This window comes from Metabacillus arenae, from assembly GCF_014773385.1.
Taxonomy (GTDB): Bacteria; Bacillota; Bacilli; order Bacillales; family Bacillaceae; genus Metabacillus_D; species Metabacillus_D arenae.
The window spans coordinates 14,554-32,416 of the sequence record NZ_JACXAI010000025.1 but is presented as its reverse complement, the minus strand read 5'-3'; the positions used below and the strand labels follow the sequence as shown (position 1 = coordinate 32,416).

Below are 17,863 nucleotides of genomic sequence, written 5' to 3'. Positions count from 1 at the left end.
CAAGACGCTAGTCCGTCGGCGACAAGTATTCGGAGTGGCTGGGAGGTTGTTCTTAACCTTTTAGACGGATTGGCTTATGACCTAAGGGCTGATGGCGCCTGGCCGGCAAAGACGTCACGTCCTGTGACATTGCCGGCACTAGGACGTCCTGTCCGTCGGAGCTAGACAAACGAAAAGCGGAAGCGCCTTGCTCAGCCTAGGGCGAGCAATCGGGCGAGCTTCACAGAAAGGAGCTTTTTCCTTTCTCTGAAGATTGGTCCTGAGACCTCAGGAGGGCTAGGCGCTGCAGCTAGAAACGATAACATTCTTTAACCCGATAATACTTTAATTAACTTGAACTTTCTGAACTGACAAGAAATAATTGATCAACCTTTTTATAATATTCATCCATTTCAGCTTGACTTGCTCCAGAATCAGCAAGTTTATTAAGCATAGTGTGGATGAAATCAATTCTCATCTTATCGTCTGGTCCTATTTCTATTCGCGCTTGTTCAACTTGTTCTGTCACGATTCCTGCCTGTTCAAAAAGGTCAATTGCATACGGATGATTTTTATAGTCTGCAGCATAGAAAACCTTCTTGATGCCCGCTTGGACAATTGCTTTGCAGCATTGCAAACAAGGAAAATGAGTGACATAGATTTCTGCCCCCTCAGTTGGGACACCGAATTTAGCACATTGCAATAATGCATTCATTTCAGCATGAATGGTTCTGACACAATGATTGTCAATAACATAGCAGCCGTCATCAATACAATGCACTCCACCTGCTATTGACCCATTATACCCTCCAGCTATAATTCTTTTATCTCTGACAATTGTAGCCCCCACAGCTAAACGTGTACATGTGCTTCTTAATGCCAATAGTGAACTTTGCGCCATAAAGTATTGATTCCATGAGATTCTTTCCACTCTTGCTCCCCCTAAAAATGACGATAATATTTAATAATGGTTCTTTTAATAGACAATTAGATAAAGGCAATCGGTCTGTAGCCGATTCCTTCAAATCTCACAGCCCACCTCTCACCTATAGGGAGAGAAATAAATTCTAGAAAGTGATGAATTTTATTCATTCGCAGGCCACGTGTACGAAAACATCCACAATAATAGTTTACAAACAATAGACAATTTTCGTCAAACCTTCATTGAACGACTATTGAATCCTTTATCCTTTCCAATGATTTTTCCCCAATCCCGGTAACATTTAATAAATCTTCAACTTTTTTAAAATTTCCGTTTTCTTCTCGATATGTCAAGATAGCTTCTGCCTTAGCTGGTCCGATCCCGGTTATTGTTTGCAGCTCATTTAAATCAGCTTGATTAATATTTACCTTTGCTTCTCCATTTGAGCTGCTGACTGTATTCTCTCCAGCTCCATTTCCCATTAAATTCCCACCAGCTAATTCACCCTCTTCTCCTTTTAAAGGGACGTAAACAACCATCCCATCGACTAGCTGGGTAGCTAAGTTAATTTTCTTTTCGTCAGCCTCTTTTAATAAACCGCCCGCCTTATCAATTACTTGATAAATACGTTCCCCTGTCTCCATTTCATAGACACCAGGCTTTGACACAGCCCCTTTCAGATCAACAACAATGGTTGTAGAAATATTTTCCTCAGGCTGTTTATGATCTTCCGACTCTTTTTCAGCAAATTCAAATTCATTCTCAAGGCTGGCAGTTGCAGACTCCGTGGTGGATTCACTCGCTCTTAAATAGAAAAAAAGAGCTGCCAAACAAACGAGAAGAATAATCAACCCAGTTTTGTATTTTTTTAGAAAAGTCACATGCTCACCTTACTTCCATTCATATTTATTCATTTTGGATCATATTGTGTAGGAGTAGAAAGTTGTAAAGGAGGGGAATGGCCATTGAATACAGGCTTTATTGGAACAGGAAATATGGGGAGGATACTAATTGAAGCTTTCCTTGAAGCCGAAATTTTGAAACCCTCATCAATGTTTATAACCAACAGAACGATCGATAAGGCGATAAAGATAAAAAAAACCTATCCATCCATAAATATAGTGGAAAACCATGAGGAGCTAGCTGGACAATCCAAGATTCTTTTTATTTGTGTAAAACCATTAGACATACACCCCCTTTTAGATAGACTCCGGCCACAATTAACAAAAGAACATTGTATCGTATCTATTACAAGTCCATTCAGTGTGACTCAGCTTGAAAGATTGGTAAATTGCCAAGTCGCAAGAGTGATTCCTAGTATTACAAATCGAGCTTTAGCTGGTGTCTCGTTAATAACCTATGGAAATCGGTGCAGTCAATCAATAAGAAAAGATATTGAGGGATTATTTGAAGCAATCTCTACACCGATCAAAATTGAAGAAGATGTGACAAGGATTTCATCAGATATTGTCAGCTGCGGACCAGCATTTTTAAGTTACATCCTGCAGCAATTTATTGATGCAGCTGTTAAAGAAACAAGAATTTCAAGAGGCCAGGCCATACAGTTAACAAGTGAAATGGTCATAGGGCTGGGAAAATTGTTAGAAAAAGAAATTTATACATTACCAACATTACAAGATAAGGTATGTGTCAAGGGCGGGGTAACAGGAGAAGGAATAAAGGTGTTAGAATCAGAAATAGGAGACATGTTTGAAAAATTGTTCCAGAGCACACATGCAAAATATTATGAAGACATTAAGGAAATAAATGAACAATTTGAGAGCCACAAATAATTATTCTATGCCTGCAACAATAATCCTTCTTTAAATGATAAAAAAACAAACAAAATTTTTTCTAAATTGTTTTCACAATAAAGGAGCTTGTCTGCCGCAAGCTCCTTGGTTATTTATCAAATGATTGATGCTAATAACATATATTAGGCATTTTACTATGGGCAATCGGTGAGTAGCCGATTGCTACAAGTCTCACCTCTTGCCACAGGATTGCCTCGAAGTAATAGAATGTGGTTCATTAGTAACAAAGTTTGTGAAAACAGAAATACTATTGGTGAATCTTCCCTATGACGGTTTTTTAGCAACAAAAAAGGCTCGTTCAGTGAAATCTTCAGGTTTATTTTCAGTGAAATCAGCTGTAACCTCAAGTAACTGAAACTGTGCGTCCATTAACCACTTTTTATACCGTTCAAGCGGGTATGTCCTTTGTTGATGAAGCTCATCATACCGTTCATAACAATCATTCTGCCTAATAAAAAAAGAAATTTCATGGTCCACACTGCCTGCTTCTTTCCCGTGAAAACTGTTCCAAATATAGCTAACGTCCTTGCCATTATCAGCAAATGTATGGCCTGCAAAGCGTTCATTCACTTTATAAAGAGTATGAATATCAAAAAGGAGTATACCGCCTGGCTTTAACTGTCGATAAACGGATTTTAAGGCTTTGAAAACATCTTCTTCTGCTAATAGATAATTCAATGAATCACAGCAAATTATGACACTGTCAAATTGATCCTCAAACCCGCTTAATTCCCGCATATCCATTTGAAAAAATGAAATCTGAAGTCCTGCTTCAAAAGCTTTTTGCTGCGCCACTGTTAGCATGTCTTCACTAAGGTCAATCCCTGTTACTTCAAAGCCTTCTCTTGCAAGACGTACAGATATTTCACCAGTCCCGCAAGCAAGATCGAGAATTTTTTGGCCGCTGGAATATTCAGTCATTTTTGTTATAATCCATTTTTTCCATTGCTCATAAGGAGCCTCGTCCATTAAATAATCATAAACATAGGCAAAGCTCTCATACATCATTGAAGCACGCCTGACAAATCTTCCTGAGGGGCATCTCCCCATAAACGTTCTAAGTTGTAATAGCCTCTTTCATCCTTATGAAAAATATGCGCCACAACACTACCTAAATCAACCAAAATCCATCTTGCTTCATCAAAGCCTTCCATCCGTTTAACTAGAAGGTCATTTTCTTCTGCCTGATCTTTAATTTCCCGCGCGATTGCTTGGACCTGTTTGTCTGAATTACCATGGCAAATTAAAAAATAGTCAGCTATCAGTGAGATGCCTTCCATTTTGAGGGCCACAAGGTCCATCGCTTTTTTATCGTCTGCTGCTTTAACAGCAATTGACAAAATTTCTTTTTCTGTCATGTAAAGGTTAATCCTCCTTTTTTAATGCTCTTTCTAAGAGATTTCAAATCAAGGCAATCTGAGAATCGCTGATTGCTTATAGTTTCAAAATTGATCTGTTACCCTAACTCTAAAGTGATACCTTTGCCGAAGCTAAAAAAGCATTAATTTAACACAAGTGAGTTGTACGTTTCGATTGTCACCGGGTAAACGGCTTGATTTTTTTTCATCAAAAAGATAATTGTATTTTGCAGGGCTTTGACCATCGCTTGATCTAAGCTTTTCTCTGCCAATTCCCGTACTTGCTCCACCCCGGGAAATTGGCGGTTTGGTTCAATATAATCTGCAACATAAATAACCTTTTCCAGAAGAGTCATACCTGGTCTTCCTGACGTATGATATCGGATGGCATCCAATACTTCCTCATCAGACACCCCTGCCTCTAGCTGAACCAGATAAGCTCCTACGGGCGCATGCCACAGCTCTGAGTGATGAATCAGCAAATCCTTACTCATATTTTGTGTCAAGATAACCTGTTTCATTTCCTCTTTCGGCCTAAATTTTGCATAATCATGAAAGATGGCTGCCAGTTCTGCTTTTGCAGCATCTGCCCCGTAAACCTTTGCTAAGTGGACAGCAGTTTCCATCACACCGAGAGTATGCTGGTATCTATGTTCAGTCAGCTGCTTTTTTACAAGAAATAAGGCCTCTTCACGTTTCATATAGCTTGTTCTCCTTAATATAGCTTATCACACTGTCAGGAAGTAAATAATTCGTTTGCATCCGATTTATAATACGTTCACGTATCATAGTCGATGAGACATCAAATTGGGGAACCTTCACCATAAAAACCGGATAATTCGTCTCTGATTTATAACCTGGCCTTAATACGCCCACAAATGTAACGATGTTTAATAGTTGATTGATTTTATGCCACTTTGGCAAATATTCTATCATATCTGCGCCAATGATAAAATAAAAGGAAGTATCAGGATAGCTTTCTTTCAATAGCATCATTGTGTCATATGTATAGGAACGGCCCTCACGTTCAAGTTCAATCGTCTGTACCTTAAAAGATTGATTTCCTTCGATTGCCTTTTCAATCATCTTCACCCTGTGAGCACTAGCAGAGTGAGCTCCATTCAGCTTATGAGGGGGTGTATGATTCGGCATGAACCAAATTTGATCAAGCTTGAGAGATGAAAGAACCTCACTTGCAATTAGTAAATGACCATAATGAGGAGGATCAAATGTCCCCCCAAGTATCCCAATTTTATTCATTCTCCTCCCCCTCGTGCTCTAATTTGATTTTGGCAGCTCTATTTCTTTGTTTTCTTTTGATTCCTTATATAGGACGATCATGTTCCCAATTACTTGAACAAGTTCAGCTTTTGCACCTTTAGCCAATTGCTCTGATACAGTATTTTTGTCTTCATCACAATTCTGCAAAACACTGACTTTGATTAGCTCTCGCGCTTCAAGAGCGTCATCAACCTGTTTAATCATATTATCATTTACCCCGCCCTTTCCTACTTGAAAAATAGGTGTTAAATGATGGGCTTTAGAACGCAAAAAGCGTTTTTGCTTTCCAGTTAACATGATGTACCTCCTAGTTTGTTGATCACTATTTTTTCCATACGGGCAACATTTGGTTCGATTCCAGTCCAAATTATAAAGGCATGAGCTGCTTGATGAACAAACATTCCTACACCTGTTAGAGTTTGCATTCCTTCAGCCTCTGCTTCCTTTAACAATTGTGTCTGAATAGGGTTATAAATGATATCACTTACTAAACATTCTTTCTTAGCGCCCGTAAGCTCGATTGGCTTTTCTGAAGTGTTAGGATGCATTCCGATAGATGTTGTTTGTATGATAATATCATAGTCATAAATCAAGTTTTCAGCACCGTGTATTGAATAGGCGTCTCCTTTTACTTTAATGGGACATTCACTTATAAGGTCCTTCGCTTTTTCAATAGTTCTGTTACAAATGTCAATCTGAAGGCAGCCTTCTTTTGCAAGTGTAAAATAGATGCCTCTTGCCGCTCCCCCAGCACCAATTAGAAGTACTTTACTTTCACTTAACGGTTTTTTAATCCTCCTTTTTAAAGAAGTCAAATAACCGATTCCATCTGTATTATAACCGATCAACTTTCCATCTTTATTTTTCACTGTATTAACTGCTCCGATGCGGCTGGCCGACTCATCAATTTCATCCAGCAATGGCATAATTGCTACTTTATGCGGGACAGTTACGTTAAAACCAAGCACTCCCAAAGTTCTTAGACTTGAGACAGCATCTGCTAACTTTTCCTTCTCAACATGAAAAGCGTGATAATACGCTGAAAGGTGTAAATGTGAAAATGCATCATTATGAATATCGGGCGACATCGAATGTCCCACAGGGCATCCAATGAGGCCATATAGCTTTCCCATAGTTCACTCTCCCTTTATCTATCTCCCTCTTAACGGGGAATAAACCCCACCCATATGTCTTCAGTTGGAACTAAGAAGTTTTGTGGGATAACATGCCTGTATAGATTTAGAATGGAACACAGATTATGTTCGACAACTTCCAATAAAGCCTTAGAATAACTGCGGATGAAAGTTTCACTTTATCCCTCTTCTAACGGGCAGTAGATGAACCAACTGCCCGTTAGAGTCCTGGAAAAGGAACACAGACTAAGAACGCCACATCTTGTGGCAACGTCTGTGTGACCCACATCCTGCGGGCCTCACCTAACCATCAGAAAACCACTGATGGAAGTTTCACTTTATATAAGCGAGCGTCTTAATGTAATATTAACGCCCCTTGGTGCGTAGGCAACAATTTTTTTGTTTGCATCATTTGCTGTTACCCAGCCGAGGCCGGAAAAAACGATATCTGTTTTACCGTCTTTTATCATAAATTCATGACGTACAAGCTCTGGAAAATCGTCTACTTGGTCCCTTCTCGGAGGCTGCAGGAGATCTCCTGCATGCTTTTTATATAATTCATCTGCATTTTCCAGCTTTGTTCGATGTATATCTAGTTCGGCTGGAATATAACATACAAATGAGGTTCTGCCACCTGAAACGTAATCAAACCGTGCTAATCCACCGAAAAATAACGTTTGTTTTTCATTTAACTGGAATACACGCGGCTTTATTTCTTTTTTTGGCGAAAGCAATTTTAAATCTTTTTTCTCAATATAATGGGCCATTTGATGATGATTAATAATCCCTGGTGTATCAAAAAGCGAGGAACCATCATCAAGTGGAATCTCGATTAAATCTAGAGTTGTCCCTGGATAATGGGAAGTTGTAATGACATCTTCTTCTCCAGATACTTCTTTTAGAATTCGATTGATAAATGTCGATTTTCCTACATTTGTACAACCTACTACATAGACATCTTGTCCATTCCGCAGATGATCTATTGCCTCTGTTACTTCTTTAATACCTGTACCTCTTGCAGAACTTACAAGCATGACATCTACTGGCTTTAATCCAAGTTCTTTCGCTTCCCTTTTCATCCAATTACTTAACCGTTCTTTGTTGACTGACTTGGGCAGGATATCTACTTTATTTCCAACTAACAAAATCGGATTGTTACCGACAAATCGATTGAGCCCTGTAAGCCAGCTCCCATTAAAATCAAAGATATCAACTATTTTTACAATTAAAGCCTTTGTATCACCAATACCGTGCAGAATTTTAATAAAATCATCATCTGTTAATGAAACATCTTGAATTTCATTATAGTTTTTTAAGCGAAAACATCTTTGGCACACTATTTCCTCTTTATTTAAAGAGCTTGGCGGAGCATAACCGATTTTTTTCGGTTCATCTGTTTGAATCTTTACACCGCAGCCAATGCATATTAGCTCATTCATTATCCCGATCCTCCCACTGCAGCATTCCTTTTCTTTTAAAGACTTGCATAATTCTGCGTTCCACTTGGCGATTAAATCTTGTTACAACACCATCTGTAGCAGCAACAGGAACTACTAAGATTGTTTGAAAGCCGTTCCGGTTCCCACCGAGCACATCTGTTAATAGCTGATCTCCAATAACTACTACTTCTTCTTTCTTTAATCCCATATTTTTCACTGCTCTCCGAAAAGCTTTTCCCATCGGTTTTCTTGCCTTATAAATAAAGGGAATCTTAAGCGGCTGTGAAAAAGAACTAACTCTTTTTTCATTGTTATTAGAAACGATTGTAACTTTTATTCCGTGCTCTTTCATTTCAGCAAACCATTTGATCAGCTTTGGTGTCGCATTTGGGCGATCCCACTCCACCAATGTATTATCAAGGTCTGTAATAACCCCCTTTATATTTTGCTCTTTAAGTTTTTGCGGTGTGATTTCAAATATATTTTTAACAAATTCACCAGGTAAAAATAGTTTAAGCAAACGCTAACACCTCTATGTTCATTTTTTCCAAGTTCATCTTATCGAATTTTAACATTTCTTTCAAAAGAAAGCAGGAGAAGTAGTAAAAATCACAAAAATTTTTCGACAAAAAATGCGGTACTTCAACAGCTGTGGATAAAATTATACACATTATCCAAGCTGATACTGCATATTTTTAACATTTTTATAAACAAGATACCCACAAGTTATCCACTAAAGTCTGTGGATAACAGAACGGTTGTTCCAATATTTTAATCATGTTACATTAGGAACTAGCAGAAAATAACATATTAGTATATGAAATGAATTTTCCTTTCAGAACTCTTTTTAAAGGAGGTGCGGGTCAATTTTAGACCTGGCATAATGAAAAAACTTTCGGATGAATTACTAATTGAATCGTACTACAAAGCAACAGAGCTCGAATTAAGTCAAGATTTCATTGATTTAATTAAATCGGAAATAAAACGTCGTTCTTTGGGACATGTTCTTAAAGCAACATCCTGAAAGCTGCTCTTTAAAGTAGCTTTTTTTCATTTCCTAATCGGGATTTACTTAATCTCAAGTAATATGTATAAACACAGATGTAGCATATTATATCATTTGAAATGAAATTTACATACTATAATTTAAGGGCTTTTTTCTCTGCTCTCATTTCCACCGGATTTCACAAAAAAAGCTGTTATAAAAGCAATCGGAGTGCCCTGAGTGCCATTAGGTTGATATCATTCCTCCGCCGTCTAAAAATGCATAAGCTTTTAGCAGCTAATCCTCATACGATTTCCACCTATACACTTTTATTATTTTGAACACAGCTTCATAAAATAGAAAATGAGCTGACTTTTTTCGGACGGTTCTCTCCTTGTTAAAGTCAGCCCCTTCTCTTATTTAAAGTATCCTTTTTGGTAACACCAGAATCCGCCGCCTACCACAAGTAGCAAAACTAATAATACTATAATAAACGCATAATAGAATCCAAAGCCGCTATATTGTGGGTAATAAGGGTATGGGTAAGGGGCAGGACCGTAATTATAACAAGACATGTCAATGACCTCCTTTACCTGATTAAATGGGTCACACAGGGCAGGATCTTTTCTAATAGGTTGCAGCTGCTTTCATGTAAATATAGTTTACTCATGAATCGCTGATATGCCTTAAGTCTCACATCTGACTACTCGCTTCAAGAATAACTCAAGAGATGAAGGTACTTGCTTATAGGCAGCAACAAATTTTCCGAATACAGCTTTAAATTTAAAACCCTGTTATCCATTGGTGTTCATTCAGTCCTTATTGTAATAGACATTTACACTATCAGCATATGTACAGGTGCCTTAAATTGTATAGGCATCTATTCAGATTGATTTTTTATATTGACTATATTTTCAGCGATTATTCCTTCAAAAATGAGTTTTGCTCCAATAGGTGTCATATGATTTCCTGACGGATCAATTAAACCAGAGTTTAATAAAGCAGCATCTGTAGGTTCCCCTGCAGCTTGAATCATATTATGAAAATTGTCTATTAAAGGGACTCCCTTTCTTTCTGCAATTTCTCTTGTAAGATTGTTATAATGGTTATGCCATACTCTAGCCCCGCCATAGGATTCATAATCCGTTTTTTTATATCTAGAATAATACAGCAAATCCTGTCCATTCCCTTCTACAATTGGCAAACAGGTCATAAGTATAGGCTGGCTGTCAATTTTTCTTACTTCTTCTACAAAGTACTCAAGATTTTCTTTGAAACGGTGTTTAGAAACTCTGGGCTCACCACTTGGAAGAATAGCGGCATCATTCGTACCAAACATGATAAAAACATATTTGGGCTTTCGTTTTAATACGTCTTTTTCAAAACGCAGCCTGGCAGCTTCAGTCGTCTCCCCGCCGATACCGGCATTATATATCGTATAACTTCCTCGATAGGATGAAGCAATTTGCTCAGCCCACTTCTGATTTTCAGGATAATGCCTTATTTGCCAATTGGATCCTTTCGTATTACTGTCTCCAAATAAAACAATGTTTTGTGCTTCTGCTGAAGTACAAGCTTGAAGAAGAGGGAGTACTAAAAGGATGATACCAATAAAAATCTTTTTCAATCTTTCTTACACCTCCAAAACATTAGATTTATCTTAATACAGCAAATAGGTCAATTCAACCATATTCTCTTATTATAATGTGCTGATTTCGTGAATTTTCTTCACTTGTACAGACACAGACAACTTTTTGCAGACATACACTTTACTAATAGGCGCTCGCCTACATAATAATGTGGAGGTGAAGGTATGTCAGGGTTATTGGCAGCAATCGGTTATATCCTTAAAGAGGTAGCGTTCTTAGTATCATACGTGAAAAATAATGCCTTTCCACAACCTCTTTCTGCAAAAGATGAAAAAAAATATTTAGAAAAAATGGCAGAAGGAGACGAAGATGCCCGCAATATTTTGATTGAGCACAATCTTCGTCTTGTTGCTCATATCGTCAAAAAGTTTGAAAACACTGGTGAAGATTCTGAGGATCTTATTTCAATAGGCACAATCGGGCTTATTAAAGCGATTGAAAGCTATTCTCAGGGAAAGGGAACAAAGCTTGCCACATACGCAGCGCGATGTATAGAAAATGAGATATTAATGCATTTAAGAGCCCTTAAGAAAACGAAGAAGGATGTTTCTCTCCATGATCCGATCGGGCAAGACAAAGAAGGGAATGAAATTTCACTTATCGATGTATTAAAATCAGAAAATGAGGATGTTATTGATACGATTCAGCTTAATATGGAGCTTGAAAAAGTAAAAGAATTTATTGATATTCTCGATGATCGTGAGAAAGAGGTCATTGTAGGAAGATTTGGGCTGGATATGAAAAAAGAGAAAACACAGCGTGAAATTGCAAAGGAGCTTGGAATTTCACGAAGCTATGTATCAAGAATTGAAAAAAGAGCACTTATGAAAATGTTTCACGAGTTTTACCGAGCCGAGAAGGAAAAACGAAATCAGGCAAGGGAACAGTCATAAGAACGAAAAGCTCAGAGTGCTGATCCTTCGGCAACAAATACTCTGGCAGCCTGCATGCGGTTGTTTTTTATTCTTCTTGCAGGATTTGATTTGCTTGTGACCTAGGGACTGATGGCACCTAGTGTGGACAAAGATAGCATTAACTCAAATATTATCGTTAACTAACAAGATTGAGACTGCCCTTCATCAGCGGCAGTCTCTGTGTATATATACATGCTATTTGATAAATGCCTAGCTAAACAGAATCCTTCTCCACAATTAAATACATAAGCAATTCCAATTTAAGCATATTATACTCCTCCTTTTTCATTTCAATTTTTTCAACCTAAATCTGATGAAACATTGTATACTGCTTATCTTTCATTTCTTCCATACGTTGTTTAACCTGTTGTTCTTTTAATACCTTTTCTATTGATTTTTGTTGTTTCTTTATTATGATCGTCACAAAAAATAAATGAATTGTCATGTTTTTCACCACCTTTACGATTAGAGTCCCCAGTCATCATCACTTTCTATTTTTTTATACATTGGTATCATCCTTACATCCCTCCATTATTTTAAATATCCCATCTATAATTTTTGTAAAACATCCGAAAAAGCTTCATACACTTCATTCATTTTGATCTCTTGTTTCAATTCCTATAGTGTTGACTTGCTCTTGTCACTGTTATGGTTAAAAAGAATTGGCGTAACGTCGGTTTACACACCTCCTAAAAAATGCACGCAAAAAGCCGCAGGATGATTCGCCTGCAGCTGTTTATAAAAATATAAAAGCCGCAGGCTAAATTTCAACCTGCGGCGTTAATACGCTATGGATACTCACATAACTGCTTCATATTATGAACAATTATGTGAAGTGATGAGAATACAATACGTCATGTAAAGGTTAGGAGCACCGTTTTGTAAACTCTTCCTTCAGGCCGAATTTCAATATTCGATTCGAAATGTTGTAAGAATAAGACATGGAATTCATCGCTATAAACATTTGATTCGACCTCCTTTACATAATTTTTGATTACATGGTAATTATATCCACAATCCCCTTTATTGTAAACCTTATTTTAAAAATTTTTAAAATAAAAAAATCCCCTAACTAAATTAGGAGATTATTCTTCGGACTCTTCGATTCTCTTTTTTATTTTTATTGATTTGCTAAAGAAGTAAAATGCACTTGCTAAAAATAAAGCAGTTGTTCCCATCAAAACTATTTTTGCTGTTTCTTCAGTTTGTCCAGGAATTAGAACACCTATATATAAAAACACGCTTACAGCAAGCAGCACATAAGCATAGCTTTTGAAATCAATCATTCGTTCCCTTAAATGCTTATTACTCAAGTAAAATCACCTGCCAGATATTTGATTACATGACCATCGTATCATAAACTAGCAGGCTATGAATCAAGCAATTATAACCAATATAGGAACAACGAAACGTGCAGAGCATCTGTCAATCAGTGAGAGCATACTGCATGACCGTAAAGAAGGATGTTCGTAACTCTGCTTAACAGATTAGGTTGTTTCTCTGTATCGGAGGTACCTGGAGCTGACAACAATACCTCACTATTATTATATTTTAATTTCCGAAACACTAAGCTAGAGCTTGCTTTAAATCTTCAATAAGATCTTCAGCATCTTCTATCCCTACAGAAATCCTGATCAAGCCTTCTGTAATCCCGAGCTCTTGACGGCGTTCTTTCGGGATTGACGCATGTGTCATTTTAGCAGGCAAAGATATTAAGCTTTCGACAGCCCCGAGACTTTCAGCAAGAGTAAAATACTTCGTTTTTGCTAAAACCTCTTCTGCCTTTTCTCCGCTTCCTACATCAAACGAAACCATCCCGCCAAAACCACCTGCTTGAACTTTAGCAACCTTATGGTTAGGATGTGTTTCGAGACCGGGGTAATAAACCGAATTAACTCCAGGGTGTCCCGTTAAAAATTGAACAATTTGCAATGTATTCTTTTCATGAGCTTCCATTCTTAAGCCAAGCGTCTTGATCCCGCGCATTAGAAGCCACGAATCTTGAGGTCCTAAGACTCCACCTGTGGAATTTTGAACAAAATGAAGGTCTTCTCCGAGCTGCACTGAGTTTACGACGACAAGACCTCCTACAACATCACTATGGCCGCCAATATATTTAGTAGCACTATGAAGCACAATATCTGCTCCAAGTGTAATCGGGGTCTGCCAGTATGGTGTACTGAATGTATTATCTACTATCGTTAACAATCCATTTTGCTTAGCCAATTCAGTTACTTTTCTTACATCTGTAATTTTTAACAGCGGGTTTGTTGGTGTTTCAATATAAATAGCTTTTGTGTTTTCTTTTACAGCCGATTCAATTTTTTCGAGACTGCTTGTATCTACAAAGGTAGATTCAATTCCCAAGCGGCTTAGTACCTTTGCCATAACGCGGTAAGTCCCGCCGTAAACATCATCAGTCATCACAATATGATCACCGCTGTTGAACAACATCATGACAGCTGTTATTGCAGCCATCCCAGAGCCAAATGCAAAGCCTCGGTGCCCCTCCTCTAGATCCTTAATTAGCTCTTCAAGAGCATGGCGGGTTGGATTTCCAGTTCTTGAATATTCAAATCCTTTAAAATTTCCGACACCTTCTTGCTTATATGTGCTCACTTGATAAATTGGAGTATTGACAGCACCAGTTTGAGGATCTCCTACAATTCCGCCATGAACCATCTTCGTTTTCTTGTTCAACTAGATTCCCCCTTCAAAAATCTTTTTGCTTAAATATCGTTCACTGCTGTCAGCAAAAATTGTCACAATGTTCGTCCCTGACACGGCTTGATCTGCCTCTAGCAGGGAGGCATGCAGCACTGCTCCTGAAGAACTTCCAACTAAAAGTCCTTCTAAAAGGGCGAGGTCCTTAACTCTCTGAAAAGCATCTTTATCAACAATAGTATAAATGGAGTCAAAATAAGCCTTTTCCATATATTCTGGGAGAAACTCCATACCAATTCCTTCTGTTTTATGAGGGCCGGGCTTACCGCCATTTAAAATCGAGCCTTCTGGTTCCACAATGACCGTTTTAATTGAAGAATCTTGATCTTTCAAATATTTTGCAATTCCCATAAACGTTCCACCGGTCCCTGCACCAGCAACGAACACATTTACATTTCCGTCAAGCTGTTCCCATATTTCTGGTCCCAATGTTTTGTAATAGGTTTCTGGATTAGCTGGATTTCCAAACTGCTGAAGACAATAGGAATTTGGGATCTTCTTTAGAAGTTCCTCTGCTTTCTTAATAGCACCTCTCATGCCTTCATTCGCAGGTGTTTGAACAACAGTTGCTCCTAGAGCTTTAATAATAGCCTGCTTTTCTATGCTGAACTTCTCTGGTACACATACAATGACATTTACGTTTCGATGCTGCGCTGCAAGAGCTAATCCGATTCCAGTATTACCAGCTGTTGGCTCAATTATCGTACCGCCCTTTGTAATTCTTCCCTTTTCAAAAGCATCATTTATTAGATGGACAGCCAAACGATCTTTAATGCTCCCGCCTGGATTGTAATATTCTAATTTAGCAAAAAGTCTTACACCAACTGGTAATGGAAAATGAGTCAATTCGAACATCGGAGTTTTTCCGATTAATTGTTGAATACCTTTTACCACATTCATGTTGTTTTCCACTCTTTCAGTCAAGTATCACCTGAAATCAAAGCTTGGCTGCCAAATCTGTGTTAAACGTGCTGTTTCCTGTTACAAACTAGGTTTAGTTATTCAATTGTTCTACGATCTTTAAGACAAGCTGGGAGGAATTTACTGCTGCCGTTTCCAAAAATTGTTCAAAAGATATATCTGATTCCTTCCCAGCAATATCTGATAATGCTCGAATAATAACGAATGGTACCTTAAACTGATGACAGACTTGGCTAATTGCCGCCGCTTCCATCTCAACGGCATGCAGCTCTGAAAATTTCGTTCTTACAAATTCCACTCGAACAGGGTCATTCATAAAAGAATCTCCTGTTGCAATAATCCCTTTTACAACTTGGCTGGAAGATACAGTTTTTGCAGCTGCAACAGCATTTTCCACTAACATTGGATCCGGGAGGAACGCAGCAGGAAGGCCTGGAACTTGGCCATATTCGTATCCAAAGGCGGTTACGTCTACATCATGATGGCGAACTTCAGTGGAGATGATAACATCCCCCACATTTAAAGAATGATGAAATCCACCAGCTGATCCTGTATTAATCACATAATCAGGCTGATATCGATCTAATAAAATTGCCGTACTTAACGCCGCATTCACCTTTCCAATTCCTGATTTTAAAAGGATCACTTCTTTTCCATTGAAGCTTCCAGTCGTAAACTCACATCCAGCAATGATTTTTTGCTCTTTGTTTTCCAATTTGTTTCTTAGAATTGTCACTTCTTCTTCCATTGCACCAATTATAGCAATCTTCATTATTTCAAATCCTTTCAAATTCATTCCATTTTTTCTGCTTCTATTAACCATACAAACCGATTCATTTGTGTGAATGTTATCTGAAATCCATTTTGCCCAAAAATATTGCTGAGATCAATATGAGTCGAATAATATTCAGTCTCTAAATCAGCAGCTAGCTTTAGGAAATGTTTGCTTTTTGATTCTTTAACCATTTCTTCAAATATTTCTTGGTTGATAAAAGCAGTATCAGCAAACACTATTTTACCACCTTTGTGAAGAATCCTTCCATATATGCCTATCGCTTTTGCCTTTTCTTCTTTTGTTAAATGATGAAAGGCATATGTGCTGACGATTGTATCTACCTGCATATTCGGAAGAGGAAATGTTAAAAAATCACCGTCTAGGAGAGAAACTGATGTCCCTAACTTTTTCCTCGCAATATCCCTCATTGCTTTAGATGGTTCAATTCCAAACACTATTTTATTATTTTGACTTAATTTCTTTGTTAAATTCCCAGTCCCCACGCCAAACTCTAATACAACAGCTCCACTCTTTTTAACTACCTCATTTAAAATGGCTTCATAATTTGCAAACACATCTTTATATTCTATATTCTCGCCTTTTACAGTTGTATCATAACTTTCAGCCCATTTTTCAAATAGGTCTACAAATTCTCTTCCCACCCTGAATGTCACACTCCAAAGATTTAATTTTAACAATTCCTATGAGTATACTATGAATTAAATATGATAACAGTTCTAAATTTATCACATCAATTTAAAGATAGGACAAAGGTTTTCATCTATTAGCGATTTTTTTGCTATACTTAGGTACAGTAATAAGGAAAGATGGGGGAACAATAATGAATTTTCAGCTTGATTTTATTAAAGATAAAGTAGAATTTTTTGAAGCAGAGACTTTAAAAGATCTTGAAAGAAAAATAAATGAACAAATTGAGAATAATAAAGCGATTCTATTAGAAGTCCATTCAGTATCTCACCAAATGCATGTCAGTGTAGAAGGCAGAAGATTTTATAGTGCAGTTGTTCATTTTAAGGCGAAGTAATAAGAAAAGTGGAAGTGCTTTGAAAAGTTTAAAGCAAAATACTTTTAACCGTTTAAAGCATTCAAGAGCAAGAAAAAAACTGCTGCGATAGTTACTATCGTCAGCAGTTTTTTCTCTTTATTAATGCAATAAAACCTTATGCTTCAGTTTTCTGAGAAGCAAAAAGAAAAGGTGAGGGGAAAAGTACCCCCCTCACCAATTTAGTTATTGAATCGAGTTTAAAACTTCCACTTTAGTCGGCTTCCAGCCTTCGCCCTCAACCCAATGGAGGGAAACTCTATACTTTTCAGATTTATCTTTTGTTGAAATGGTTCCTTTTGCATCTTGAGGGCTTCCCCCATTTCCAAGGAACCAGATAATCATGTCGTCTTCTGATATTCCTGTTGCATAGCTCATTGCTTGCGTCATCTCTGCCCAATCTTGTGAACTTTTATCATATGTGGCGCTATGCTCACCTGATTGTTCTGTACCAATGGGGTCCCAGTTCGGATTTTCAATCGTTTGCTTTACATTGCCATCTGCTCCGCCTTCTTTTACATTCGCATTTGCGAACGGATCATCTGGATTTATTTCTTCTTTATTTTCTTCTTTTTCTTTTGCTGCTTTCTCTTCTTCCTCAGCTTTATCTTTTAAATTTTCCTCTGCACTTGACTCATTTGTATCATTTGAGGTTTCATCGTCTACTTCCTGATCATCGCTTGCCCTGTTCTTGTTTGTATTTTCATTGGCAATTTGTTCACTGTTTTTCTTTTCATTACTTTCTGTCGAAGCCTGCCTTTGATCATCTCCGCCAAGAAGAAGCTGGGAGCCGATTACTAAAATTAGCACCGTTACTATCCCGATTAATATATTTAGAACTAAATTTGCTTTTCTTCTTTTGTCACGTTTTTGATAACGCGTATCCCCAAAGTTTTTACTCATTCA

Annotated in this window: 23 protein-coding genes; 4 read left to right on the top strand and 19 right to left on the bottom strand. The window is 37.7% G+C overall.

Going from position 1 to position 17,863, the window contains the following annotated elements:
* Positions 1-328: 328 nt before the first annotated feature.
* Positions 329-910, bottom strand: a complete 582-nt coding sequence (locus IC621_RS17775) for a ComE operon protein 2 (RefSeq protein ID WP_191159918.1) — start codon at positions 908-910, stop codon at positions 329-331.
* 230 nt (positions 911-1,140) lie between these two features.
* Positions 1,141-1,782, bottom strand: a complete 642-nt coding sequence (locus IC621_RS17770) for a helix-hairpin-helix domain-containing protein (protein WP_191159916.1) — start codon at positions 1,780-1,782, stop codon at positions 1,141-1,143.
* 84 nt (positions 1,783-1,866) lie between these two features.
* Between IC621_RS17770 and comER the strand changes: the two genes are divergently transcribed.
* Positions 1,867-2,694, top strand: a complete 828-nt coding sequence (comER, locus tag IC621_RS17765) for a late competence protein ComER (RefSeq protein WP_191159914.1) — start codon at positions 1,867-1,869, stop codon at positions 2,692-2,694.
* Positions 2,695-2,979: 285 nt separating this feature from the next.
* Here comER and IC621_RS17760 read toward each other — a convergent pair whose 3' ends face one another.
* The 8 genes from IC621_RS17760 to IC621_RS17725 form a co-directional block, all read right to left on the bottom strand.
* Positions 2,980-3,723: a class I SAM-dependent DNA methyltransferase gene (locus IC621_RS17760; protein WP_191159912.1), complete on the bottom strand. Its 744-nt coding sequence runs from the start codon at positions 3,721-3,723 to the stop codon at positions 2,980-2,982.
* On the bottom strand, positions 3,720-4,073 hold the full coding sequence (gene rsfS / locus IC621_RS17755; protein WP_191159910.1) for a ribosome silencing factor: 354 nt from the start codon (positions 4,071-4,073) through the stop codon (positions 3,720-3,722). Before rsfS ends, IC621_RS17760 begins: the two co-directional genes overlap by 4 nt.
* A 143-nt stretch (positions 4,074-4,216) precedes the next feature.
* On the bottom strand, positions 4,217-4,774 hold the full coding sequence (gene yqeK / locus IC621_RS17750) for a bis(5'-nucleosyl)-tetraphosphatase (symmetrical) YqeK (protein ID WP_191159908.1): 558 nt from the start codon (positions 4,772-4,774) through the stop codon (positions 4,217-4,219).
* Complete coding sequence (locus tag IC621_RS17745; RefSeq protein ID WP_191159906.1) at positions 4,764-5,333, bottom strand: nicotinate-nucleotide adenylyltransferase; 570 nt, start codon at positions 5,331-5,333, stop codon at positions 4,764-4,766. Before IC621_RS17745 ends, yqeK begins: the two co-directional genes overlap by 11 nt.
* A gap of 18 nt (positions 5,334-5,351) precedes the next feature.
* The gene (gene yhbY / locus IC621_RS17740) at positions 5,352-5,651 is read right to left on the bottom strand and encodes a ribosome assembly RNA-binding protein YhbY (RefSeq protein WP_191159904.1); all 300 of its coding nucleotides are present in this window, start codon (positions 5,649-5,651) and stop codon (positions 5,352-5,354) included.
* A complete protein-coding gene (gene aroE / locus IC621_RS17735) occupies positions 5,645-6,487 on the bottom strand; it encodes a shikimate dehydrogenase (RefSeq protein WP_191159902.1) in 843 nt (280 codons plus the stop codon). The genes yhbY and aroE overlap by 7 nt, the downstream gene beginning before the upstream one ends.
* Before the next feature lie 338 nt (positions 6,488-6,825).
* The gene (yqeH, locus tag IC621_RS17730) at positions 6,826-7,926 is read right to left on the bottom strand and encodes a ribosome biogenesis GTPase YqeH (RefSeq protein WP_191159900.1); all 1,101 of its coding nucleotides are present in this window, start codon (positions 7,924-7,926) and stop codon (positions 6,826-6,828) included.
* Positions 7,919-8,446: a YqeG family HAD IIIA-type phosphatase gene (locus tag IC621_RS17725; RefSeq protein WP_191159898.1), complete on the bottom strand. Its 528-nt coding sequence runs from the start codon at positions 8,444-8,446 to the stop codon at positions 7,919-7,921. Before IC621_RS17725 ends, yqeH begins: the two co-directional genes overlap by 8 nt.
* 363 nt (positions 8,447-8,809) lie before the next feature.
* Between IC621_RS17725 and sda the strand changes: the two genes are divergently transcribed.
* The gene (gene sda / locus IC621_RS17720) at positions 8,810-8,950 is read left to right on the top strand and encodes a sporulation histidine kinase inhibitor Sda (protein WP_191159896.1); all 141 of its coding nucleotides are present in this window, start codon (positions 8,810-8,812) and stop codon (positions 8,948-8,950) included.
* Positions 8,951-9,327: 377 nt separating this feature from the next.
* Here sda and IC621_RS17715 read toward each other — a convergent pair whose 3' ends face one another.
* Both IC621_RS17715 and IC621_RS17710 read right to left on the bottom strand, forming a co-directional pair.
* Entirely contained in the window at positions 9,328-9,486 is a 159-nt protein-coding gene (locus tag IC621_RS17715; protein WP_191159894.1) for a hypothetical protein, read from the bottom strand.
* Positions 9,487-9,791: 305 nt separating this feature from the next.
* Positions 9,792-10,538 (bottom strand): SGNH/GDSL hydrolase family protein, encoded by a 747-nt coding sequence (locus IC621_RS17710; RefSeq protein WP_191159892.1) that lies wholly within the window; start codon positions 10,536-10,538, stop codon positions 9,792-9,794.
* A 186-nt stretch (positions 10,539-10,724) separates the two neighbouring features.
* Here IC621_RS17710 and sigK point away from each other — a divergent pair, with 186 nt between their 5' ends.
* A complete protein-coding gene (gene sigK, locus IC621_RS17705; protein WP_191159890.1) occupies positions 10,725-11,453 on the top strand; it encodes an RNA polymerase sporulation sigma factor SigK in 729 nt (242 codons plus the stop codon).
* A 325-nt stretch (positions 11,454-11,778) separates the two neighbouring features.
* On the opposite strand, the gene IC621_RS17700 is transcribed toward sigK, so the two are convergent.
* From IC621_RS17700 to IC621_RS17675, 6 genes are all read right to left on the bottom strand, one after another.
* Complete coding sequence (locus IC621_RS17700; protein WP_191159888.1) at positions 11,779-11,919, bottom strand: YrzI family small protein; 141 nt, start codon at positions 11,917-11,919, stop codon at positions 11,779-11,781.
* A 640-nt stretch (positions 11,920-12,559) separates the two neighbouring features.
* Positions 12,560-12,787: a YrhC family protein gene (locus IC621_RS17695; RefSeq protein ID WP_191159886.1), complete on the bottom strand. Its 228-nt coding sequence runs from the start codon at positions 12,785-12,787 to the stop codon at positions 12,560-12,562.
* 253 nt (positions 12,788-13,040) lie between these two features.
* Positions 13,041-14,174, bottom strand: coding sequence for a bifunctional cystathionine gamma-lyase/homocysteine desulfhydrase (locus tag IC621_RS17690; protein ID WP_191159884.1), 1,134 nt, complete (start codon positions 14,172-14,174; stop codon positions 13,041-13,043).
* Positions 14,175-15,098: a PLP-dependent cysteine synthase family protein gene (locus tag IC621_RS17685; RefSeq protein ID WP_191159882.1), complete on the bottom strand. Its 924-nt coding sequence runs from the start codon at positions 15,096-15,098 to the stop codon at positions 14,175-14,177.
* A gap of 94 nt (positions 15,099-15,192) precedes the next feature.
* On the bottom strand, positions 15,193-15,891 hold the full coding sequence (mtnN, locus tag IC621_RS17680) for a 5'-methylthioadenosine/S-adenosylhomocysteine nucleosidase (RefSeq protein WP_191159880.1): 699 nt from the start codon (positions 15,889-15,891) through the stop codon (positions 15,193-15,195).
* A 20-nt stretch (positions 15,892-15,911) separates the two neighbouring features.
* Complete coding sequence (locus IC621_RS17675) at positions 15,912-16,556, bottom strand: class I SAM-dependent methyltransferase (protein ID WP_191159878.1); 645 nt, start codon at positions 16,554-16,556, stop codon at positions 15,912-15,914.
* A 179-nt stretch (positions 16,557-16,735) separates the two neighbouring features.
* On the opposite strand from IC621_RS17675, the gene IC621_RS17670 reads away from it, so the two are divergent.
* A complete protein-coding gene (locus IC621_RS17670) occupies positions 16,736-16,939 on the top strand; it encodes a YrzA family protein (protein ID WP_191159875.1) in 204 nt (67 codons plus the stop codon).
* 204 nt (positions 16,940-17,143) lie between these two features.
* On the opposite strand, the gene IC621_RS17665 is transcribed toward IC621_RS17670, so the two are convergent.
* On the bottom strand, positions 17,144-17,860 hold the full coding sequence (locus IC621_RS17665) for a DUF1510 family protein (RefSeq protein ID WP_191159873.1): 717 nt from the start codon (positions 17,858-17,860) through the stop codon (positions 17,144-17,146).
* Between the last annotated feature and the right edge of the window lie 3 nt (positions 17,861-17,863).